The sequence below is a fragment of the Bombella pollinis genome, assembly GCF_026385485.1.
GTDB classification, from domain to species: Bacteria; Pseudomonadota; Alphaproteobacteria; order Acetobacterales; family Acetobacteraceae; genus Bombella; species Bombella pollinis.
Map to the genome: position 1 here is coordinate 19553 of NZ_JANIDX010000001.1, position 20991 is coordinate 40543.

19 protein-coding genes are annotated in these 20991 nt (G+C 51.8%); 8 read left to right on the forward strand and 11 right to left on the reverse strand.

From position 1 onward, the window contains the following. Positions 1-80 precede the first annotated feature (80 nt). From NQF89_RS00155 to NQF89_RS00175, 5 genes are all read right to left on the reverse strand, one after another. The gene (locus NQF89_RS00155; protein ID WP_266137223.1) at positions 81-1232 is read right to left on the reverse strand and encodes a glycerate kinase; all 1152 of its coding nucleotides are present in this window, start codon (positions 1230-1232) and stop codon (positions 81-83) included. Between the two features lie 57 nt (positions 1233-1289). Next, a complete protein-coding gene (locus NQF89_RS00160; protein WP_230873231.1) occupies positions 1290-2036 on the reverse strand; it encodes an epoxyqueuosine reductase QueH in 747 nt (248 codons plus the stop codon). A gap of 100 nt (positions 2037-2136) precedes the next feature. Next, positions 2137-3312 (reverse strand): Na+/H+ antiporter NhaA, encoded by a 1176-nt coding sequence (gene nhaA / locus NQF89_RS00165; RefSeq protein ID WP_230873230.1) that lies wholly within the window; start codon positions 3310-3312, stop codon positions 2137-2139. Positions 3313-3363: 51 nt separating this feature from the next. Beyond that, positions 3364-4209 carry a transporter gene (locus NQF89_RS00170; RefSeq protein ID WP_230873229.1) on the reverse strand — a complete coding sequence of 282 codons (846 nt, stop codon included), beginning with the start codon at positions 4207-4209 and terminating at the stop codon, positions 3364-3366. A 201-nt stretch (positions 4210-4410) separates the two neighbouring features. Beyond that, positions 4411-5766 (reverse strand): purine-cytosine permease family protein, encoded by a 1356-nt coding sequence (locus NQF89_RS00175; RefSeq protein ID WP_266137224.1) that lies wholly within the window; start codon positions 5764-5766, stop codon positions 4411-4413. A gap of 183 nt (positions 5767-5949) precedes the next feature. Here NQF89_RS00175 and NQF89_RS00180 point away from each other — a divergent pair, with 183 nt between their 5' ends. Both NQF89_RS00180 and NQF89_RS00185 read left to right on the forward strand, forming a co-directional pair. After that, positions 5950-7473, forward strand: coding sequence for a carbohydrate porin (locus NQF89_RS00180; protein ID WP_230873228.1), 1524 nt, complete (start codon positions 5950-5952; stop codon positions 7471-7473). A 123-nt stretch (positions 7474-7596) separates the two neighbouring features. Further along, on the forward strand, positions 7597-8304 hold the full coding sequence (locus NQF89_RS00185; RefSeq protein ID WP_155572711.1) for a YfdX family protein: 708 nt from the start codon (positions 7597-7599) through the stop codon (positions 8302-8304). Positions 8305-8577: 273 nt separating this feature from the next. Here NQF89_RS00185 and NQF89_RS00190 read toward each other — a convergent pair whose 3' ends face one another. Then, complete coding sequence (locus NQF89_RS00190) at positions 8578-10203, reverse strand: efflux transporter outer membrane subunit (protein WP_155573449.1); 1626 nt, start codon at positions 10201-10203, stop codon at positions 8578-8580. 170 nt (positions 10204-10373) lie between these two features. Between NQF89_RS00190 and NQF89_RS00195 the strand changes: the two genes are divergently transcribed. Next, positions 10374-11042: a TetR/AcrR family transcriptional regulator C-terminal domain-containing protein gene (locus NQF89_RS00195; RefSeq protein WP_155572710.1), complete on the forward strand. Its 669-nt coding sequence runs from the start codon at positions 10374-10376 to the stop codon at positions 11040-11042. A 41-nt stretch (positions 11043-11083) separates the two neighbouring features. Here NQF89_RS00195 and NQF89_RS00200 read toward each other — a convergent pair whose 3' ends face one another. From NQF89_RS00200 to folD, 3 genes are all read right to left on the reverse strand, one after another. Continuing rightward, complete coding sequence (locus NQF89_RS00200; RefSeq protein WP_155572709.1) at positions 11084-12664, reverse strand: DHA2 family efflux MFS transporter permease subunit; 1581 nt, start codon at positions 12662-12664, stop codon at positions 11084-11086. A gap of 8 nt (positions 12665-12672) precedes the next feature. Then, positions 12673-13815, reverse strand: coding sequence for an HlyD family secretion protein (locus NQF89_RS00205; protein WP_155573448.1), 1143 nt, complete (start codon positions 13813-13815; stop codon positions 12673-12675). 206 nt (positions 13816-14021) lie between these two features. Continuing rightward, positions 14022-14942 carry a bifunctional methylenetetrahydrofolate dehydrogenase/methenyltetrahydrofolate cyclohydrolase FolD gene (gene folD / locus NQF89_RS00210; protein ID WP_407652337.1) on the reverse strand — a complete coding sequence of 307 codons (921 nt, stop codon included), beginning with the start codon at positions 14940-14942 and terminating at the stop codon, positions 14022-14024. 128 nt (positions 14943-15070) lie between these two features. Between folD and NQF89_RS00215 the strand changes: the two genes are divergently transcribed. Beyond that, positions 15071-16135, forward strand: coding sequence for a threonine aldolase family protein (locus tag NQF89_RS00215; RefSeq protein ID WP_266137226.1), 1065 nt, complete (start codon positions 15071-15073; stop codon positions 16133-16135). 22 nt (positions 16136-16157) lie between these two features. Here NQF89_RS00215 and NQF89_RS00220 read toward each other — a convergent pair whose 3' ends face one another. Next, on the reverse strand, positions 16158-17693 hold the full coding sequence (locus NQF89_RS00220; protein WP_407652332.1) for a Do family serine endopeptidase: 1536 nt from the start codon (positions 17691-17693) through the stop codon (positions 16158-16160). A gap of 171 nt (positions 17694-17864) precedes the next feature. Between NQF89_RS00220 and NQF89_RS00225 the strand changes: the two genes are divergently transcribed. Both NQF89_RS00225 and NQF89_RS00230 read left to right on the forward strand, forming a co-directional pair. Then, positions 17865-18596 (forward strand): AzlC family ABC transporter permease, encoded by a 732-nt coding sequence (locus NQF89_RS00225; protein ID WP_155572707.1) that lies wholly within the window; start codon positions 17865-17867, stop codon positions 18594-18596. Continuing rightward, complete coding sequence (locus NQF89_RS00230; protein WP_155572706.1) at positions 18593-18895, forward strand: AzlD family protein; 303 nt, start codon at positions 18593-18595, stop codon at positions 18893-18895. Before NQF89_RS00225 ends, NQF89_RS00230 begins: the two co-directional genes overlap by 4 nt. A gap of 8 nt (positions 18896-18903) precedes the next feature. Here the strand turns inward: NQF89_RS00230 and NQF89_RS00235 are convergent, their stop codons facing one another. Next, entirely contained in the window at positions 18904-19389 is a 486-nt protein-coding gene (locus NQF89_RS00235; protein ID WP_230880569.1) for a nucleoside deaminase, read from the reverse strand. A 103-nt stretch (positions 19390-19492) separates the two neighbouring features. Between NQF89_RS00235 and NQF89_RS00240 the strand changes: the two genes are divergently transcribed. Continuing rightward, positions 19493-20263: a pseudouridine synthase gene (locus tag NQF89_RS00240; RefSeq protein ID WP_099026674.1), complete on the forward strand. Its 771-nt coding sequence runs from the start codon at positions 19493-19495 to the stop codon at positions 20261-20263. A 4-nt stretch (positions 20264-20267) separates the two neighbouring features. Next, positions 20268-20921: an RsmD family RNA methyltransferase gene (locus tag NQF89_RS00245; protein ID WP_266137369.1), complete on the forward strand. Its 654-nt coding sequence runs from the start codon at positions 20268-20270 to the stop codon at positions 20919-20921. Positions 20922-20991: the final 70 nt, after the last annotated feature.

Sequence of the window (20991 nt, forward strand, 5' to 3'; positions counted from 1 at the left end):
CTAATACGCTGCGCTGCACAGCTTCTGACTATAAAGTTAACCTAGCAGGCTCTTTTACAAGAGTGAAGCGTTCAGACGTTCTATGAACATCTCTTCATCATCTGCCCCATCTTCAATATGATGGCTACATTCTCAGCAACCCGGCGGAGGGAGGATGGAGCTTCCTCCAATATCGTTGTTAAATCTGCTGGGTATGAGACCGTATCAAAAATGGCATCAATACCGACCTGATGGACAAGCTCTACATCCTTCCCAGTAGAGCCAACAATAGCAATCACCGGCTTGCCGAAGCGTTTTGCAATCTGCGCAACCCCCATAGGGGCCTTCCCATGGACTGTCTGCCCGTCCATTCGCCCCTCACCAGTGATGATGAGGTCCATCTCTGCAAAATGCTCGGCTAAATGCAGCTGCTCAGCAATAATCTCCACACCCGGCCGTAAGGTTACGTGTGTAAAAGCCAACAGCCCACCACCAAGGCCACCTGCTGCCCCCGCCCCAGATATATGAGCGATATTACGTCCAGATTGAGATGCTAAGAGCGTTGCATAATGTGTTAGGGCAGCCTCTAACTGTGCTACATCCCGTGGGGAGGCCCCTTTTTGTGGACCAAATATCGCCGAAGCCCCCTGCGGGCCTGTGAGAGGATTTGTAACGTCACAGGCTCCCTCCAGCGTGACATACGCTAATCGAGCATCCAAGCCAGAAGCATCTATCTGTGCGAGATGAGCCAAGGCAGCACCACCGGGAGGCAAATCACGCCCTCGCTCGTCTAACAATCTTACCCCCAGAGCCTGAGCAAACCCAGCCCCACCATCATTTGTAGCACTACCGCCTAACCCAATGATGATATGCTGGCAGCCATGATCCAACGCAGCACGCACCAACTCTCCCACGCCATAGGTTGTTGTCTGTAATGGTGCATACTCATCCGGTTTTAATAAAGGGAGGCCCGCCGCGGCGGCCATTTCGATCACGGCGGTGCGCCCATCCCCGCTCACGCCCCAAAAAGCAGAGACAGGCTTGCCCAATGGCCCTGTCACGCTGCATGCCATTATCTGCCCACCCGTCCCCTGGGCAAAAGCCTCCACTGTGCCTTCTCCACCATCTGCCATAGGGAGGCAAAGGTAATCAGCATGAGGGAAAATACGCGAAAATCCTGCTTTAATCTCCCGCGCGACCTCTAAGGTGGAAAGACTACCCTTAAAGGAATCACATACAACCGCAATCTTCATGCCAGCTCATCCCTTCAACCACATGCGCGGGATTATGAAACGTAAACGATGCAGCCCTTAATCATCCTCACCATAAAACTCCTCTCCCAAAACAATCGCCGGGCGACCTTTTGAGCGGCGGAAATTATTTGTATCCCGCAAAGAATAAGCACATCCACAATATTCTTGCTTATAAAAACGCTCGCGCTTGCTAATCTCAATCATCCGAGCAGAGCCGCCGCCTTTACGCCAATTAAAATCCCAATATTCTAACCCTTCATAGGGAGCTACAGCGCGCGCACCGCACTCATTAATCTGGGTCATATTCTTCCAACGAGAAATACCAAGGGAACTGGTCATAACGGGGAAGCCATGCTCATGCGCGTACAGTGCTGTACGCTCAAAGCGCATATCAAAACACATCGTACAGCGTATGCCTCGTTCTGGCTCCCACTCCATCCCTTTTGCACGCTCGAACCAATTATCTTTATCATAATCAGCATCAATAAACGGAATATTATGGGCATCTGCGAAGCGGATATTCTCATCTTTGCGTAAAAGATATTCCCGCTCTGGATGAATATTCGGATTATAAAAGAAGATGGTATAATCAATCCCGGATTCCGTCATGGCTTCCATCACTTCGCCAGAACACGGCGCACAGCAAGAATGTAGCAAGACCTTTTTTTGCCCACCGGGGGGCTGAAGTTGCTGACGGCCTGATGGTAATAGCTGAGGCCCCTTCCGGCGATTACGCCGCGCCGCATAGCCGCGTTTGGCCTCTGCTTCCTCCACCATTATGCTCTCCACTTCATTATCACTCATATGCTTTGCCATACTAAAGAATGGACCATGCTGTCGAGCAGCACTCTATGCTCCATGGTTTATTTTTTAGTCATCTCGTTACGATATGAAAACAAATCTCTTACTCAGAGACCGTAACGCCTGCTCGCAGCCATACCCAGCCCATCAAGGCCGCCATGAGAGAGCCGCTCAGAATACCAAGCTTTGCGGATAAGAGTAAATTAGACCCAGCAAATGAAAGGGAGGCCATAAAAAGACTAACGGTGAAGCCAATACCACACAGCATAGATAAACCAAACACCATATACCATGATGTCTGGCGGGGCAGAGGGCTCAACCGGCAACGCACAGCTAGCCATGTTGCACTGAAAATGCCCGTTGTCTTACCCATAACCAACCCGACCGCTACAGCACAAACCAAACGTACATTCACCGCATGGAGAGGAAGGGTCAGTAACGGTATCCCCATAATCACAAAGCCAAATATAGGCAGAATCACCCATCTCACCCATGGTGTGACGTAATGCTCCATACGCTCTACAGGCGAGGGAAGCGTCTTCACTCGTGCAGGGAGGCACAAGCCTACAACAACGCCCGCTATGGTAGGATGCACCCCTGAGACCAACAAACATCCCCACAACAAACATCCCGCCACGCTATACGGCCAAAGAGCACGAATCCCACGCCTCCCCCAATAGACCAAGCATCCCACCAATACCGCACTAACGACTAAGGGCCCGCACCTTAACGTACCGCCATAAAATAATGCGATGATCAGAATCCCTAAAACATCATCAAAAATAGCAAGGGCCATAAGCCAAACACGCCCTCCTTCGGAAACATATCGTCCCAATGCCAATAAAATCGGCACCGTAAAGGCGGCATCTGTTGCTATCGGGATGGCCCAGCCTGCCTGCAAAGCAGGCTCTGACGCGGCAATCACCCTATATAAAAGGGCAGGCACAACGACCCCACCGAGTGCGGAGACACATGGTAATAAGCACTGACGTAATTGCGATAAATGCCCGCTAACAAGCTCCTTTTTAAGCTCTAAAGTGATAAGCAGAAAAAATAATGTCATCGGGCCAAGCGTGATGGCTTCAATAACGCTAGGTAATGTGAGGGACCATGTGCGCCCGTTCCACCCGGTAATGTGCACATCCCCCATAGGGTGAGCCAATAATGCGTAGTTAGCCTGCCAAGGCGAGTTCGCCGCTATGAGACCTGCAATTGCCATAAAAAGCAAAAGGGATGGGCCGGCTATATCGGCTGTTCGCCACCATGCTTTCTGCATCATGCACATATACTTAACATTACGACATGAACCCTACCTACGCCCCTTATCAGGTTAATAATGAGAGAATATTGCCCCTTGGAATAAATAAGCTAACTTTAGATAATAAGCATTTGTCTCCGCTATATTACGCCCTTCTACTGAATGGGAATAACGGGCTGTTATATTCCACGCGCTATTAATATTCCACATCAGCCCAACACCCAAAGCGACTTCACGGCTGCTTGTATTGGCTACATAATGCCGTAATGTATTATCGCGCAAGCCGGCATTATTCTGCCAATCCAACCCAAAGAATGGCTCCCAATGTGGGGAGGCCTTCCAGCTAAAGCGCAAATTGCTATGGAAGGCCGTTCCCGGATGATAGGAATGTTGGCCTTTATTATGCAACGTAGACGCCACAACCGCCCCTAAATCACCATCAAAGCCGAAATGCTTCCATTCATAATCGAACATAAAGCTTGAAAGATTGGACCAATAATTAGGGTTGAGGCGGTCCCGTGTCGCACTTGGGGTTTGCATAAAGGTCTGTATCCCGAAGGTGCTATGAGCGTTCGGCTTAAACCACACGGCAGGGCCGCTAATAGTTGGGCCTAACCCACCAAAATTAGTCCCATTGGCAAGCTGATAGCTCTCTGTCTGAATCACCTCATAAGCAAAGCCAATTTTAGGAATGGATTTAAACGTCCAGAAATGAACATATTTGCTCATCCCTGACCATGTATGAGCCCCTTGGCCGGAATGACGCGCCCCTTGGCCATCATAATGGAAGGTGGCCGCATTACCGTCCCCGTACTGCACAAAGACATTAAACGGCTTAAAATCAACCGGTAGATCATATTCATGCGGGCCAATAACAGCAAATGTTATATCCGCAGCTTTCGCGCAAGACACCCGCATAATGGTTGATAGAAGGATGACCCCCCATACAACACTAAGCCACGGACGTGATATTCTCCCACACAGCACGCGGCTCCCCCTCATAAAGCGATACTCCGCTCACAGCGTCTCTCACTCTATAAAAGAAGTATCGCCCCCTTAACAAGATAGGCTAATCATAAATATAAATGTACCTTATCAGTCCTTATTAGCCTCTCAGATTTAGGCCTTGCGCTGAAGGTGACGTACAAGTCCATAATAGGCCCCGCCTGTTACAATCAAACTAACAATCCAAGAGATATCCACGCCATGAAGCAAAGGCACTAGAGGACCCGTGTAAGGGCCTGTCTTCATAAAGGGAAGCTCAACAAAGACACCTAATACATAAACCGCCACGGCAAGACCATTAAACCGCCCGTAAGGCCCGCCATCAGCGGCAAAAAACGCGGCAACATCATATTGACCATCGCGCAATATATAGTAATCGCATAGATTAATCGACGTCCACGGTACGAGAACAGCCATAAGAATATCCAGAAAGGACGTATAGGCCTTTAGAAAATCCCCCATCATGCCGAGGCTCATTATCAGCGCGATGGCGAGCAAGAGAAAGGTCATCAATAACCGTCCCCCTAAACCAGAACGCCAAGCAGGGCGGAAGGTTTGCACAAGGGTTAGGCTGCATAATGCGCCGCAATACACACTCATCGCATTAGCAAGAGGGATGGCCAAAGCCAACACCAACACTACAAGATTACCCACCCGTCCACCAGCATGGGCCAAAGCCCCAGCAAGAGGAAGTGAGGGATAGCTTAAAGAGAGCAAACTCCCCAAGACCATAGGCAAAACAGCCCCGATAACAGTCCCCCCATAGGTTGCCCAAAATGCCCGCCGACCAGAACTTGCCTCATCCGGTAAATAACGTGATGAATCAGAGACATAAGGCGCGTAAGCTATCTGCCACAATGCTGAGACTGAAAAAGCCCCAAAAAAGCCCGCTAAGGAGCCATGCGTATCCGCCAGCAAACTACGCGAGAAACCACCAAGCCCGCAGCCAATCGCATATACAACCGCAATGATAGAGACCCAGCTCGCAAAACGAGAACATATGTGAATCGCACGATAGCCCATCACGCAAGGGACGAGCGTCAAGATAGCGACCAACCACACCCCTTTGCTCCCGTTAAAAACTGGAAGAACATGTGCTAGGGCTCCCCCCCCAACCACGCAGTTAGACGCCGCAAAACCAATATACATCAACACAACGAGCAAAATGATCGGCACTGACCCGTAAATGCCGAACTGCCCGCGACTTTGCACCATTTGAGGAACGCCAAGCCTAGGGCCTTGGGCTGCGTGGAGGGCCATAAAGATAGCCCCCACCATGTTGCCTAACAGCAACGCTAAAACAGACCAGAAAAATGAAAGCCCAAAAACAGCTGGGCCTAGAGCCCCTGTAACGACCGTTAGCAGCGTCATATTCGCGCTAAACCATACAGAAAAAAGGTCTGCCACCCGCCCATAACGGTGCGTGTGGGGGATGGGGTGAATCGTGTGGGTTTCCAAATGGGTCGTCATAGCTCACTTCTCCCACACTACTCATAATTTTGCCAGCTCTCTGCTGGCTAGATTTTCATAATTATGTCGCCATAACAAACAGATAAGCTTTGATCTTCCTGTTAAAATTCTTTAGCTCTTCAGAGAGCGTTTTATGTTAGTCATCAATGCCTAAACAGCGTCTTTACAATACCGGGAGCCTTCATGACGATGTATCCTTTACGCCTTAATGGCATGAAGCCCTCTCGCCCCTCACGCTCATATATCAAGCTTATAAAGCATATTGCATTATCTACTCTATGGGTAGGGTGTGCATGGCTCGCTGTCCCTTCTGCCAAGGCACAGGTTTTAGATGAGATTATCGGCAATGAGCCAATGCTCCGCGTGGATACGCCCTTGCCTGCCCGTGCTGACTATACAACCTCCGTCCCACCTTTTGCCCGGCCTGAAGCTTTGTTCCCGCGCGGGTTTGGCATGACTGACTGGCTCCGCAAACGGGGAATCGCCTTCCTCCTTGATAATACGAACGAATTTGCCGGGGCTATTACCCCCCCTACGAAGTCCTACCCCAACTCCCAGCATTTTGCCCGTTATAAGCAAGGGGCGAGTAATGCTGGGCAATATGCAGCCTCTGTTAATGTCAACTGGGAGCAGCTCATCGGCTTACGCGGCTTCTCCACCCATAGCATTATTGTAGGGCGGTACGGAACAACGGCAAACCGTATGTTCGGTGATTGGCTTAACCACGCCTCGGAAGATTATGGCGGGGGTGGTAACGTAGTAGTCCATCTCGTCATGGCCTATGGGGAGGAAACCCTGTTCGGGGGACGTCTCTCCATCGCAGCAGGGCGTATGTCTGAGATGTCAGACTTCCAGAACAGCCCGCTCTTTTGTAACTTCCAAAATGGTAGTATTTGCGGCCGTCCTAAAGCAGCAACAGATAGCAGCTTTACCAGTGGCTACCCCGCCGCTGTATGGGGGGGACGTATACGCGGCCGTCCGTCCCGCTTCCTCTATATGGAGCTTGGCCTCTATGCGGGGGAGAATGGGATTTATAAAAACGAGCAGCACCGTACGGGCTTTAAGTTTAATGGCGGGAATATCAATGGATTCCGCCTGCCTTATGAGATGGGATGGGAGCCCATCTTCGGCAAAAATCATCCCGGCCATTATAAAATTGGTGGCGTCTTAATGACGGCCCCTAATCCTGATAATTATTATGATGTTAATGGTCAGCCTTATGCCTTAACCCATCGCAGAGCAGATCTCCACCACGATGGTTATGGAGCTTGGTTTATGGCTGACCAGCATCTCCTGAACCATTATAAAGACAGCAAGCGCGGTATTACGGCACTTTGGGGCTTCCTCTATAACGATAAACGCATCGCCCTGCGTGAATGGGAGGCCTATGGAGGGGTCATCGATCGCGGGCTTATCCGCTCCCGCCCCTTTGATACGCTTGGCATCTCTTTTACTTATGAGAAAATTGCTCCCGGTGTACAAGCAACCGAAACAATGATGCTAGATAATGCACAATATAACCGTCTCCCTAATCATGCCACAGGTGTGCAACGTCATGCAGCGGTTTTGGAGGTCAACTACGCTATCCATGTTTATCGCGGCGTTATCTTCCAGCCTTTGATGGAATATTTCTTTCGCCCCAATGGGCAGGGTAATTTACGCGATGCCGCTTTGCTTGGTTTTAAAAGCCATGTTGAAATCTTTTAAAGCACAGCAAAAAACAACATAGCAGCTTCCCGGTTCCTTCCCTTGCACCTTTATAAGGCTTAGGCTCTCATGAGAGTGGTGATAAGGGGGGCTCCCCGACTATCTAATAGAAAGGATAATCACATGCAGTTTACCACGCTATCACGGGGTCTGACCCTCTCCGCTTTAGGAGTAAGCCTTCTGGCTGGGTCTGCTTTTGCCGCTGATGCAACAGCAGCACAGGACCATAAAAGCCTGCACAAAGAGCATGCTGAGGAACGCAAAGAGCATCGCGCTTTCCATCATCTCTCCGACCACGGGCAGAAGGCGATGGTGAAGATTGTGGATGCTCAGCATCTGCTCGCCGCAGGTCAAGATGAGAAGGCTATCCCTGCCCTCAACGCAGCCCTCTCCCATTTGGATTTAGCCGCTAAAGCGCGTGAGCAATTCACCGCAGCAGAGGCAGACTTGCACCCAGCCCCGCAGCATCCACTCCCCAAAAACCACACAGTGGCAGGCCCGACGGATTGGATTCCGGTTGGGGGTGAGGTCATCGCTACAACAGAGCTAGAGCCAGCCAAGAAAAGTGCCATTGCTACGGCAAATGCTCAGCTTAAAGCTGGCCAGACCGACCAAGCCGCCCAAACGCTACAAATTGTTGGGCAGGATATTGACTTTGTCATCGCCCTGGCACCGCTCTCCCAGCTTCAAGGTTATGTCAATCGCGCGCTTATTTTTGCCCAAGGCCATCACCCTGAAGCGGCAGCTGTGGCTTTAAATGATGCGATTGATAGCCTTGTCTTCGTCTCCGAGACTGTGGTGACAGAAGCAACAACAGCCACTCAGAAGTAAAACGCTCTTTCCTCTATGGGGATACTCATCCCTATGAGTTCTTTACTAAAAAACCGGCACTCTCGTCGTGCCGGTTTTTTTTATAGTCCCCTAAATCATCCCCATAAGGCATATCCATACTACCCTCATTTGGGGATAATCCTACTCATTTCTTAACAAGAAGGGCGGTTTTCTGCGCCGTAGGCCTGTGGAAAACCTTGTGCACAAACTTACTACCCTTGACAACGAGTCTCCTTTGCAAAACTAAGGAGTCGCTCTCTCTATAACCCGCCATCAGGGCTGTGATGATGATGCTTTTTCCTTTTCTGCATCAGGCAACACATCAGACCAACCACCCCCCAGAGCGTTATAAAGACGTGCAAGGTCTGTTGCGAAGGCAACATCACTACCTGCGAGGTCGAGTTGAGCATTTTGCAACCGTTCTTGAGCCTCCAAAACAGCAAGATAAGTAGCAAGACCAGCTTTATATTGGCTGGTTGCCAAAGCAAGCGCGCGCTGTTGGTCCTCTACAGTGCGGGAGAGGCCCTCACGACGGACTTGTTCATCATGATAAGCTTGTAACGCGTTATCGACCTCATTCCACGCTTGTAAGACTGTTTGGCGATATTCCACAGCGGCAGCGCGTTGGGCGGCCTTTTTCAACTTCAACTGCCCATAAAGCCGCCCACCTTGGAAAATAGGCAGAGAAATACTCGGCCCGACATTCCAAGCCCGTGCATTCCAAAAACCAAGGTCACGAAACGATAAGGTCTGGAAGCCAAAATCCGCCGTGACCGTCACTTTAGGGTAGAAATCCGCTGTAGCTTCACCAACCTCTGCCACAGCTTCACGCAGATGGTCCTCTGCTTCACGAATATCGGGGCGGCGATGGGCGAGTTCTGACGGCAAGCCAGCGGGCACAAAAGGCGGCACAGTCGGCACGGTTGCTGTACGGCCTAGCTCCTCATTCAAGCTCTGAGGGGGTTGGCCAAGCAGTAAGGCGATGGCATTTTGTTCCCGCGCGACAGTCTCATCCAAATTAGCCTGCTGGGCTTCTACACCATGCAGACGCGCTTTAAGACTATCGACATCAAGCTCGGTCACCAGACCACTCTTATAGCGGCTTTGCGCTAACGAGAGCAGATTTTGCACGGTTGCATGACTATTTGCTAAAATGCGCTGGCGTGTTTGGTCCCCGCGTAGCTCCAGATAATCACGCGCCATATCGGCTTGGCGGGCAATAAGGATGCTACGCCTTTCCTCCTCGCTCATCTTCATCAAATATTTTGCCGCGCGATATTGATACGCCACCCGACCCCAGAGGTCGATTTCGTAAGTCGCGTCAATTTTATCCTGCCATTGATTCAGCAAAGGAACAGAGGCTTCCTGCGAGGCTTGAAGAAAATTCGCCTCTTGTGAGGGAAGATCAGGAACACCTTTACCAACGCGTTTAAAAATCTCCTGTAATTGCTTGGAGCTATGCTGCGAACGAACATACGTCCCCGTTGCGGAGAGATTGGGGAAGCGTTCTGCCCCGGCAATCAGCATTTGTGCGCGGCTTTGGGCTAGATTTTCCGTCGCTAAGAGGAAGGATAAGTTCTGGATGGCTACACGCTCTTCCAAAGAGGTGAGCTCTTGGTCATGGAAGGAGGTCCACCATTTATCGGCCATCGGCAATTCTGTCACGATGGAGGACGGCGAGGCTTTTGCCTGTGTTTTATCCTCTGGGGCGGCATTAGCCCCGTGCGGGCCCGCTTGCGTGCTTTTCGGCGAGGGCTGATTCTTCCCATTATGGAGGTCATAATGCGGTGGGGCCCAATCCTTGGGTTGATGATATTTTGGCCCGACCATTAAGCAACCCGCTAAACCAAGCGAGGCAACCCCACATAATAAATGCCGGCTAAACTGCGATAGAAACATGACCCCACCTTTAGGACGGACGGAACGAAGGGAATGAGCGTCTTTCACAGTGCAGCTCCTGCGTAATCATCACTAAAAAACAAAGAAGAAATGAGGCTCCTATATGGACCCCTCCCCCCGCGCGGCTTATCATGCCCCCTTATGAGCAGGAACAACCCTCCCCTAAAGTAATGACACAGCCTACCAAACCGGCCCCTAAGACCAGTCCAATCCAACACCGCCTTGTCCCAAACAAGGGGAAAAATGCCCCCCGTAAATGTGAGCAAATCCTCACCAGTGCAGGGCAGCTTTTCCTCCAACAAGGATATGAGCGGACCTCCATGTCCCAAATTGCACAGCTGGCGGGGGTCTCTAAAGGCTCGCTCTATAATCATTTTGAGAATAAAGCCGATTTGTTCACTGCCTTTTTTGAAGAACGCAGCCGCACACGGCTTGATACGCTCAAAGCGGTATCCCGCACCCCCCAACCGGATTTGCGTACCGCCCTCATCCAAGCCGCATCGACCATTATTACACTGCTGATCGACCACGAGGCTATCGGGCTGTATCGCATTGTTGTCGCGGAGGCAAATGAGTTCCCCCATCTGGCTGATACGCTCTGGCATTATGGCTTCTCCCGCACGCTGAGCAGTCTCACAGAATGGTTTACCCACAAGCATGAGGCGGGTTTGCTGAAGGTTGATGATGCCGCTTTTGCCGCTGAGCAATTCTTGATGATGAGCCAGACGCGTATTGTCCAACGCACGCGCTTGTCCTTGCCGGTTGATCGCAGCCCAGAGAACATTAACCGTGTCGCCAGTGCGGTGGCGGACCATTTCCTCAAAATATACGCGCCATGAGGGCTGTATGAAGCGGCTCTTATAAAGGGGAGACTGCATCATTAATGCCCTCCCCCACTATGGCCACTCCCTTTCATCGGGGAGAGCAGGAAGCAGAAGGGCACCACGCACAAAGCCATAATCCCCAGCACGTTAAAGAGCTGATTATAAGCTAGCATCGCCACTTGCTTTAGGAAGTCCTGATACATATGCGTAATCGCAAAGGCATGAGCCCGTAAAGGAGCCAGGCCATGCGCCTCAGCCAGCTTTTGCATCTGGAAAATATAAGCGCGGAACTCTGGCTTCGCGGCAATCGCATGGGCGGAGACATCAGTTTGTTGAACCTGCCGCATCTCCGTGAGAGCCGCTGTGGAGAGAGAGATAGCCTGTGAACCAAAATAATTCCGCACCATGCTGAATAAGGCCGATGCATCACCATTCAACTCGCGCGGGAGGGTGGAATAGGCAATGGTGGAAATGGGCACGAACAAAAAGGCCAGCGGGGCCGTTTGCCGCACGCGGCATAGCACCAGATACCAAAAATCCACATCCGCATAGAGGGTTGCTGCAAAGAAGCAGGATAGTGCCATGAAAAAAAAGCCTAGCGCGATGATATAGCGCACCTGCATATGCTTCATCAGCATCCCCACAAAGGGGATAAGCACCATCACAGCCATACCACCCGGTGCCATAAGCTGACCAGCAATGGTAGCCGTATAGCCCTGCACCTGCTGGGCAAATTGCGGCACAAGCACTGCCGAGGCGTAAAGCAACACGCCTACCGCGCCTATCATGAAGGTCCCAAGGGCGAAGTTACGGTCCTTCAAGACAGTAAGATGGAGGAGGGGCTTTTTGGTCTTTAACAACCAAATAATGGCCCCAATCGTACAAATACCCCCAATAAGAGCCATCGTGGTAATAAAGGATGAGCCAAACCAATCATCATCCTCCCCACGGTCAGCCATAATCTCTAAACAGCCCAACCCTAATGAGATAAGGCTAATGCCAATAACATCGACCTGCTCTTTAGTGGGTTTGAGCCATGGCGGGTCTTCCACCAAAGCAATGACAGCAATGACGGTAATAATCCCAAAGGGCACATTAACGTAAAAAATCCACCGCCATGAATAAGTATCCGTCAGCCACCCACCTACAAGCGGGCCAAGGACAGGCCCGACCACAATAGCCAGAGCTGTTAGCCCAAAAGCGGCACTACGTTTTTCCGGTGGGAAAATATCCAAAATGATGGCTTGTTGGACTGGTTGTAGCCCTCCCCCAAAGAAACCCTGCATTAAGCGGAAAATCACCAACATAGGCAATGAGGTCGATAACCCGCATAAAAAGGAGGAAAGGGTGAACATCGCCACGCAAATGAGGAAATAACGCTTCCGCCCAAAGCGTTTTGACAACCAGCTTGAAATGGTCAGCACAATCCCATTCGCCACAAGATAGGAGGTCAGTGCCCATGTGGCATCATCGTAGGAACTCCCTAAAGAGCCTGCAATATGCGGGAGGGCCACATTTACGATGGTGGTATCAAGCACCTCCATAAACGCAGCCAAGGTGACCACGACAGCCACAAGCCAAGGGTTATGGCGTGGCCGCCAGCTATCATGGTCGATAGGGGGGGATTGCTCAGCCATAGCGGGCCTCACTCACCCACATACACAGTTGGCTCAACCGACATCCCCAAAGAGAGGGGCAGCTTATCATCTAACCCATCATCAATAAGAATCTTAACGGGAATACGCTGCACCGTCTTTACAAAATTGCCGGTCGCATTCTCCGGTGGGAAGGCACTAAAGGATTCCCCAGAGCCTTTTTGGATACTATCCACATGCCCTTTAAGACGTAGTTGCGGATAGGCATCAACCTCGATCTCGGCCTTCTGTCCCGGTCGCATATCAGCAAGTTGCGTCTCTTTATAATTAGCGACAATCCACACATCTTTTGCAACGATGGAGAACATCTCTTGGCCAATCTGCACAAAATTGCCTTGCTCCACGGTACGTTGAGAGACCCAACCATCACGCGGGGCGCGAATATCCATCCAAGCAACATTCTGCCGTGCAAGCTCTAATTGGGCTTGGGCTGCTTTAAGGGAGGCTTCAGCTTGGCTGTAATGCGCATAGGCATTGCCGATATTGGCATCCACCGGCTCGGCCTGTGTTAATTGACCTTGCGCTTGGATGACGGCTGCTTTGGCCTCATCCAACGCTGCGCGGGCATAGTCGATATCTTGTTGGGTTGTTGCCGCACGCTCAACCCGATGTTGGCGGGTATAATCTGTTTGCGCCCGAAAGAGCCGCGCTTTTGCATCATCCAACGCCCCTTGTGCGGCCATCAACTGACCGGGGAAGTTCTTCTGTGCAACAGCATAAGCCAGATTATAGGACATCATATCCGCTTGCGCCTGTGCTACGGCCGCCTCGGCTTGATGAAGCTGGGCGATATAATCCCGCCCATCAATTTGCGCTAACAAATCCCCTTTATGGACAAACTGGTTATCATCCACATAAAGATGCTCCACATACCCACTCACATGAGCCGCTATGGAGATTTTACGCCCTGTTACGTAAGCATCGTCCGTTTCCACATGATTGCGATTGAAAAAGAGGTAAAGCGCAATACCCAGCACAGCCATAACCAGAATAAGCACCAGAAGAATCTTCCGTGCCCCACGGTCCTTAAACGGTTTAGAGGCTGCTTTCCCCTGCCCCGCCTGTGCCTGCTGGCCCCCTGCACCCTTTTGTGCCGCAGAGTGAGTGCCAGACTGTGTATCGGACTGCGCCATAATGCCCTCAAATATCAATGAAACTGGCATGATGGCCTAGATGGGCTCCATCACCAAAGCCGTGCCAGATTGTACGAATATGCTAAAAAGAAAATGACCAGTCGGTCATTCTGACTAGAAAGGCAATATACCAACTTGATAGAACAATCAAGAGATTGTTCTATCTCATACGCTCTTACGCCATAAAATCGCGCTAAAAGACGTGCTTAACCCTCAGGCTTCATCTTATGACGGCTTGCCGTTTGGAAGGTATTATGCAAGAGGCACGCAATCGTCATCGGCCCTACACCACCCGGCACGGGGGTGATATGACCTGCTACCTGACACGCATCCTCAAACACAACATCCCCTACGAGGCGGCTTTTGCCCTCCGGAGTTTGGATGCGGGTAATGCCGACATCAATCACCGTTGCCCCCGGTTTAATCCAACTGCCCTTCACCAGCCCAGCTTTCCCCGTTGCTACAACGAGAATATCTGCCTCGCGCGCGATTTTCTCAATCTCGCGTGTGTGAATATGCGCTACCGTAACGGTACAATTCTCTCTAAGGAGAAGCTGCGCCATGGGCCGCCCCACCAAATTAGACGCCCCGATAATAACGGCATGTAAGCCCGTCATATCTTTATGAACAGACTGAAGCAATTTGAGACAGCCCAGCGGTGTGCAGGGAACAATACCGTTATTCATCCCCAAGGCCAGCCGCCCAGTATTCACCTCACCTAGTCCATCTACATCTTTATCAGGATGAATGGCATTGATGACCGTAGCGGCATCAATTTGGGGCGGTAAAGGCAACTGGACAAGAATCCCATCTACCTTAGAATTCTCATTCAGCTCCTTGATTAACGCCAAAAGCTCCTCCTGCGAGGTGCTTTCGGGCATCATCTGCATGAAGGATTTCATCCCCGCGCGATGGGTTTGGATGGCCTTATTCTTCACATAGACTTCCGAGGCGGGGTCATTACCCACAAGGACAACAGCAAGGCCGGGAAGCTCGTGCCCTTGCTCGACAAGCTGTTCCACCTGCTGACGAATCTCCGCCGTCATCTGCGCGGCCATCGCCTTGCCATCAATTAACTTAGCTGTTCTGCCTGACTGCTCGGTAGATGTTGGTGCTGTCATGCTCATAATCTCCGCCAAACCCATAATCCCGCCTCTCTATGCTTATTGGACAAGACATGACAAGCCCCGTTCTTTCCGCTAGAGACAGAAACTTAAAGAGGCCCCCTCTCAAATAAGGATGAAGGAATACCCCCGTGCGTGATGATATACGCAAAAACTTTGCCAGCGATAATGTAACCCCCGCCTGCCCCGCTGTTATGCAGGCCATCGCTGATGCTAATGTGGGCAATGTTCCCTCCTATGGCCATGATACGCTCTCTCTTACCTTAAACCAACGTTTTGGTGAGGTTTTTGGGGCGGAAGTTGCAGTTTTTCCCGTTGCCACGGGGACCGCTACAAACTCCCTCGCGCTCTCAGCCATGGTGCCACCTTATGGGGCTGTATTATGCGACCAAAGTGCGCATATCAACACAGAGGAAGGCGGCGCGCCGGAGTTCTTCACACAAGGGGCAAAGCTTATTGGGATTCCCTCCCCAGAGGGCCGGATGGACCCCCAAGCCCTGCCCCCCGTTCTACAACATAATCGCGAAAAGGGTGTCCTTGCTCCGCCTTTTGCGGCACTCTCCCTCACCCAAGCGACAGAGTGGGGCACGACTTATCCTTGCAAGACCATTACTCAACTCACCAGCATCGCGCATGAATATGGGTTAACAGTCCATATGGATGGCTCTCGCTTGGGCAATGCGATTGCTTTTCTTGATTGCACACCTGCTGAGACCACATGGCAAGCAGGGATTGATGTTTTAAGTTTTGGTGGCACAAAAGCTGGCGCAATGGCTGCCGAGGCGATTATCTTCTTCCTCAATGAGCGGACGCGCCCGATGGTCGCTAGTATGGCTCATCGTATTAAACGCAGCGGTCATTCTTGGTCGAAGCAACGCTTCCTCGCAGCACAATTACTCGCTTTGATAGATAATGACGTCTGGCTAGAGAATTGTCGCCACGCCAATATTATGTGCCAAAGGCTGCTCCATGGGCTGCATAAACATCCTGCGGCGCATCTCCCTTTTGCAACGGAAAGTAACGAAATATTCGTTGTGCTGCCGGAGCCTCAACTCGACTCCCTCCGCGAGGAGGGCTATCAGTTTTATACCTATCCTACACCACAGGGCGTGCCGGGCAAGCTCGTCCGCTTCGTCACAAGCTTCTACACACGCCCTGAGGATGTTGATGCTTTGCTAACCAGCCTCGTAAGCTGAGGCTGGCGCATGGCCTACCCCCTTAGGGGGTATCGCCATCACTATCATCATCACCATCAGCCCCTCCATTAGGGGAGACAGCGACAAAGAGTTGTTGTCCGTCCCGTAGGATACGCAACAAAGGAGGCTGGTGTTGTTTAAGGGCCTTTTGCACCAAGGCCACTACGGCATGAGGATTAGCGGTGAGCTGATTACCCACAGCCACGATAATATCACCGGGGCGAATCCCGGCATGGTCCGCGGGGCTGCCTTGTGTAACATCGGCTACAACACAGCCTTGCACGCTATCATCCAACCCCAACTCCTGCCGGATACGCGGTGTTAGAACCCCCAAAGCAAGGCCAAGCTTGCCAGATGGGGCCTCAGCATTCGTGCTACCATCACTCCCCTCTTGCCCGTTGCGTGTTTGATTACCGATAGTAATGGTCACGCTTTGAGGTTTACCATCACGCAAAATGCTGAATGTCCCCTGTGCGCCGGGAGCTAGAGCAACGACCTTCACGGCGAGGTCATGCGCGCTATGGACATCATGACCATTCAAAGCGAGAACCACATCGCCGCTCTTTAACCCAGCCTTATCCGCTGGGCCACCTTTGATGAGATTCGCCACCAATGCCCCATGAGCCGGAGCCCCCGGATGGTCACCATTTAACCCAAGGGCACGGGCCATTGTGGGTGTGATGTCTTGCGTCTCTACCCCAATAAAGCCCCGCACAACATGGCCCGTTGTCCGTAACTGCTCCACCACAGCACGCACCGTAGCGGAAGGAATCGCAAAGCCAATACCGATCGAGCCGCCCCCATTTGGCGACATAATCATGGAGTTTACGCCAATCACCTTCCCATCTAACGTAATAAGCGGACCGCCGGAATTACCACGATTGATAGGCGCATCAACCTGAATAAAATCATTATACGCACCAGAATGGAGGTCACGGCCTAGGGCAGAGATAATGCCTGCTGTTACCGTGCCCCCGAGGCCATAAGGGTTCCCAACCGCGACAACCCATTGCCCCGGCTGTACATCATCAGAATTACCAAGCTCTACATAAGGGAGATGATCCGCCTTAACGCGCAACAAGGCGATGTCTGTCTTAGCATCATGACCGATGACTTTAGCAGGCAGGGCAGTACCGTCATCTAATTTAACCGTGACCTTCGTAGCCCCGTTAATCACATGGTTATTTGTAACGATGTACCCATCAGCAGAGATAATAAACCCTGAACCACGCGCCTCAACCATACGGTTAGACGGGGCTCCCGGCATCATCTGAAATGGAAAAGGGAAAGAAAACGAGAATCCTTGCGGGCCATTACCACCGCCATTCATCTCGCCATTATCGTCATCATCCATCCCCTCACGAATACGCGCTGTGATGGAAACCACCGCTGGCTTTACTTGCTTTACGATTTGCACGAAGTCTGGAATACCCTGCCCGCCAGACATTTGCGGGCGGATAGGAGTTGCCTGCGCCATAGCTGGCAAGGGCGAAGCTGCCAGCCCAATGACAGGCAAAGCCGCTAGACACGCCAAAGAAAAACGAGAAGGCATCATCATAAAGGGATAATCCTGACACTCTAAATTAAAAGGTACATCACCAAAACGCGCCATTAAAATAAGGATGAAATGCCCTATTCTGCAAGAAAGCAGTACCTAAAAGATATGTAAGGCAGGTCTCTCCCCATTCTCCTCTTGCTGATTAAACGACAGACTTTTACACTCACTCTCATGCAGACCACATCTCCCCCCTCTGGGAAGGGAGCGTTCCTCACGGAGGTCATCCGTGGTGTGAAGGCCTCCTTACCGCTTCTCATCGCATTTATTCCCTTTGGCCTCCTCCTTGGGAGTCAGGCTGTCCAACAGGGATTCTCCGCTTTAGAAGTCCCTTTATTGACGGGGCTTAATTTTGCGGGAGGCTCTGAGTTTGCAGCGGTAGGGTTATGGTCTATCCCCCCGGCGATTATGCTCCTAGCGAGTGTGACATTCCTCATCAATAGCCGTCATATCCTCATGGGAGCGGCCTTAACGCCCTATCTGCGGCATCTCCCTCGTTGGAAAGTCTGCATCCTTCTTTTCTTCCTCTGTGATGAGGTTTGGGCTCTAACGCTCACAGACCTCCAAAGCCGTACTAATAAGCGATTCAGCCCCGGATTTTATATTGGTATTACAGTCTGCCTTTACCTCTGTTGGGTGATTTTTACCTTTATCGGCGCACGTACGGGTAATCTACTGGGAGACCTAACACGCTATGGTATAGATATGGCCTTCCCCGCTGTTTTTATCATGCTCCTTAAAGGCATGTGGCGGGGCGCACGCAACGCTATGCCTTGGGCCATGAGCCTCGTTGTTGCTGTACTGGCTTATCGTCTCATACCCGGTGCATGGTATGTTCCCCTTGGCACATTAGCGGGCATTGGCATGACCATCCTTGTCGTGGATAAGGAGCAAGAAGAGGCATGACCATCCATCTCTCCGCTCTCATCGCCATTCTCGCTATGGCTTTTGTGACCTATCTCACACGTATTTCGGGCTATTTTCTCCTTGCTGGGCGGTCCCTCTCCCCACGCGCTACGGCGATTATGGACCTCATCCCCGGTTGTGTGTTGGTCGCTGTTCTGGCTCCTAGTTTTGCCTCTGGTCGTCCAGCAGAATTACTGGGCCTTGTTGCCACCATGTTAGCGGCAACGCGTTTTTCTCTCCTGCCCACTATGCTTTGCGGCATTATCGTTACGGGGGTTTGCCGCGCTTTGCTGGGATGAGCACACAACTATCGTAAGGCTTGGAAGAAAGCCCTTAATTGGGCCGCTGCCTTACGCTCTTGCAGCCCGCTAATAATCTCTGCTGGCCGGTGCAAACAGCCGGGTTGTTGAAAATGCCGTGCCCCGTGATCCACTGCCCCTCCCTTAGGGTCATACGCGCCATATACGAGCCGTCGAATACGAAAATGGCTCATCGCCGCAGCGCACATCGGGCAAGGCTCTAACGTCACAATCACGGTACAATCCATCAGACGAGAGGAGCCACAATATTGCGCGGCCTCTCTCATCGCTAATAGCTCGGCATGGGCACTGGCATCACAATCTTCTTCCACACGGTTGCGCGCCGCCGCGAGCATCTGACCTTGTTCATCCAGCACCACCGCCCCTACGGGCACCTCTCCCGCACGAGCCGCCTCCTCCGCTAAGGTAAGGGCATGGTGCATCGCTTGGCTTATGGTCATAACCTGCACAGGGGGCATCTCGGCTTGGCTCATCGCTTTATCATACGGAGAATGAGGATAATAATGGCTGTAAAGCTGCTTTATCCTGCTGTAAATGGATTGCCAAGAAAAGGCTCAGCGCGGTATGTCGCATAATATGACTGACGACCTCTCCTCTCCCCCCTCAACGCAACGTGGCGAGCGCATCGCTAAAGCCCTAGCCCGCCGTGGTGTAGCGAGCCGTCGTGATATTGAGCGTATGATTGAGGAAGGGCGCATTACCCTTGATGGTAAGCCCGTGACCCATCCGGCTACCTTCATCCTCCCCCATGACCATGTTTGTGTTGATGGCAAACCAATAGACCCGCCTCAACGGACGCGCCTATGGCGTTACCACAAGCCAGCGGGGTTAGTGACCACGCATCATGACCCTGAGGACCGCCGCACTGTTTTTGCCTCCCTCCCCAAAGCTATGCCGCGTGTTGTCAGCGTGGGGCGGTTGGACCTGAACTCCGAAGGGTTATTGCTCCTCACCAATGATGGTAGCCTCGCCCGTGAGTTAGAACTCCCCTCCCGCCAATGGATACGCCGTTATCGGGTACGCGTCTTTGGCCTTGTGGATGAAAAGAAACTCCAAGCCCTTGCTAAAGGCTGTGTAATAGAGGGTGTGCATTATGGCCCTATTGACGCTACACTGGATTCTACCAAAGGGGATAATTCCTGGCTGACCGTAAGCCTCCGCGAGGGGAAGAACCGTGAGATTCGTAAGGTGATGATGGGGATGAACCTCCATGTCAGCCGGCTCATCCGCCTCTCTTATGGCCCGTTTGCTCTTGGTAATCTCAAGCCGCATGAGCTTGAGGAAGTGGCTCATAAAACGCTGATAGACCAAATCCCCTCCTTAAAGCCAAAGAAGGCACGGTCCTAAGGTGATGAGAATCATCGCTGGTACAGCCCGTAATCGCCGCCTACAAGCACCGCCCGGCCTTACGACCCGCCCGACAGCCCAGCGCGCGCGGCAGACCTTATTTGATATGCTCATGCACGCCCCATGGTTTGGTCGCGATGCTTTAGAGCAAGCCATTGTGTTGGATAGTTTTGCCGGTACTGGTGCGCTGGGGTTAGAAGCTCTCTCCCGCGGGGCACAATTTGCTACCTTTATGGAAGGTAGCCGCCCCGGCATTGCAGCCTTACAACATAATCTCCAAGCCTGCGGCATGACACAACGCGCAAGGCTGCGCCATTGTGATGTAACACGCCCGCCTAAGGCCCCGCAGCCTCATACGCTCATTTTCCTCGACCCGCCTTATCATAAAGGCTTGGTGCAAAAGGGATTGCGGGCCTTATGGCGTGCTGGATGGGTAGCTGATGGGGCCCTCATTATCGCAGAGACAGAAAGTGCGCCCCTCACCCCGGATGGCAAAGAGCCAGAAGAGCCTTTCCAGCCCTTCCATGCCCATCTTTTACCCAGCCTCACCGCACTACCGCCCCCGCTACTTGCACAACGAAGCTTCGGGGCGGCGAGCATACATATTTGGCGGCATGATAATAGCGTAACAGGGACCCGCCCTCCGCTACCTTTATAAGGTCTGAGGGGTTCATTATTTCAGAATCAGGTAAAATAGGTTATCCTTGCTCTCTCATACCATGCCTATA

What these genes read in the sequence shown, in the direction of transcription:
- NQF89_RS00155 (WP_266137223.1), bottom strand. Translation starts at nt 1,232, where the DNA reads ATGAAGATTGCGGTTGTATGTGATTCCTTTAAGGGTAGTCTTTCCACC.
- NQF89_RS00160 (WP_230873231.1), bottom strand. Translation starts at nt 2,036, where the DNA reads ATGAGTGATAATGAAGTGGAGAGCATAATGGTGGAGGAAGCAGAGGCC.
- nhaA (WP_230873230.1), bottom strand. Translation starts at nt 3,312, where the DNA reads ATGATGCAGAAAGCATGGTGGCGAACAGCCGATATAGCCGGCCCATCC.
- NQF89_RS00170 (WP_230873229.1), bottom strand. Translation starts at nt 4,209, where the DNA reads ATGCGGGTGTCTTGCGCGAAAGCTGCGGATATAACATTTGCTGTTATT.
- NQF89_RS00175 (WP_266137224.1), bottom strand. Translation starts at nt 5,766, where the DNA reads ATGACGACCCATTTGGAAACCCACACGATTCACCCCATCCCCCACACG.
- NQF89_RS00180 (WP_230873228.1), top strand. Translation starts at nt 5,950, where the DNA reads ATGACGATGTATCCTTTACGCCTTAATGGCATGAAGCCCTCTCGCCCC.
- NQF89_RS00185 (WP_155572711.1), top strand. Translation starts at nt 7,597, where the DNA reads ATGCAGTTTACCACGCTATCACGGGGTCTGACCCTCTCCGCTTTAGGA.
- NQF89_RS00190 (WP_155573449.1), bottom strand. Translation starts at nt 10,203, where the DNA reads ATGTTTCTATCGCAGTTTAGCCGGCATTTATTATGTGGGGTTGCCTCG.
- NQF89_RS00195 (WP_155572710.1), top strand. Translation starts at nt 10,374, where the DNA reads ATGACACAGCCTACCAAACCGGCCCCTAAGACCAGTCCAATCCAACAC.
- NQF89_RS00200 (WP_155572709.1), bottom strand. Translation starts at nt 12,664, where the DNA reads ATGGCTGAGCAATCCCCCCCTATCGACCATGATAGCTGGCGGCCACGC.
- NQF89_RS00205 (WP_155573448.1), bottom strand. Translation starts at nt 13,815, where the DNA reads ATGGCGCAGTCCGATACACAGTCTGGCACTCACTCTGCGGCACAAAAG.
- folD (WP_407652337.1), bottom strand. Translation starts at nt 14,942, where the DNA reads ATGAGCATGACAGCACCAACATCTACCGAGCAGTCAGGCAGAACAGCT.
- NQF89_RS00220 (WP_407652332.1), bottom strand. Translation starts at nt 17,693, where the DNA reads ATGATGATGCCTTCTCGTTTTTCTTTGGCGTGTCTAGCGGCTTTGCCT.
- NQF89_RS00225 (WP_155572707.1), top strand. Translation starts at nt 17,865, where the DNA reads ATGCAGACCACATCTCCCCCCTCTGGGAAGGGAGCGTTCCTCACGGAG.
- NQF89_RS00230 (WP_155572706.1), top strand. Translation starts at nt 18,593, where the DNA reads ATGACCATCCATCTCTCCGCTCTCATCGCCATTCTCGCTATGGCTTTT.
- NQF89_RS00235 (WP_230880569.1), bottom strand. Translation starts at nt 19,389, where the DNA reads ATGAGCCAAGCCGAGATGCCCCCTGTGCAGGTTATGACCATAAGCCAA.
- NQF89_RS00240 (WP_099026674.1), top strand. Translation starts at nt 19,493, where the DNA reads ATGACTGACGACCTCTCCTCTCCCCCCTCAACGCAACGTGGCGAGCGC.
- NQF89_RS00245 (WP_266137369.1), top strand. Translation starts at nt 20,268, where the DNA reads ATGAGAATCATCGCTGGTACAGCCCGTAATCGCCGCCTACAAGCACCG.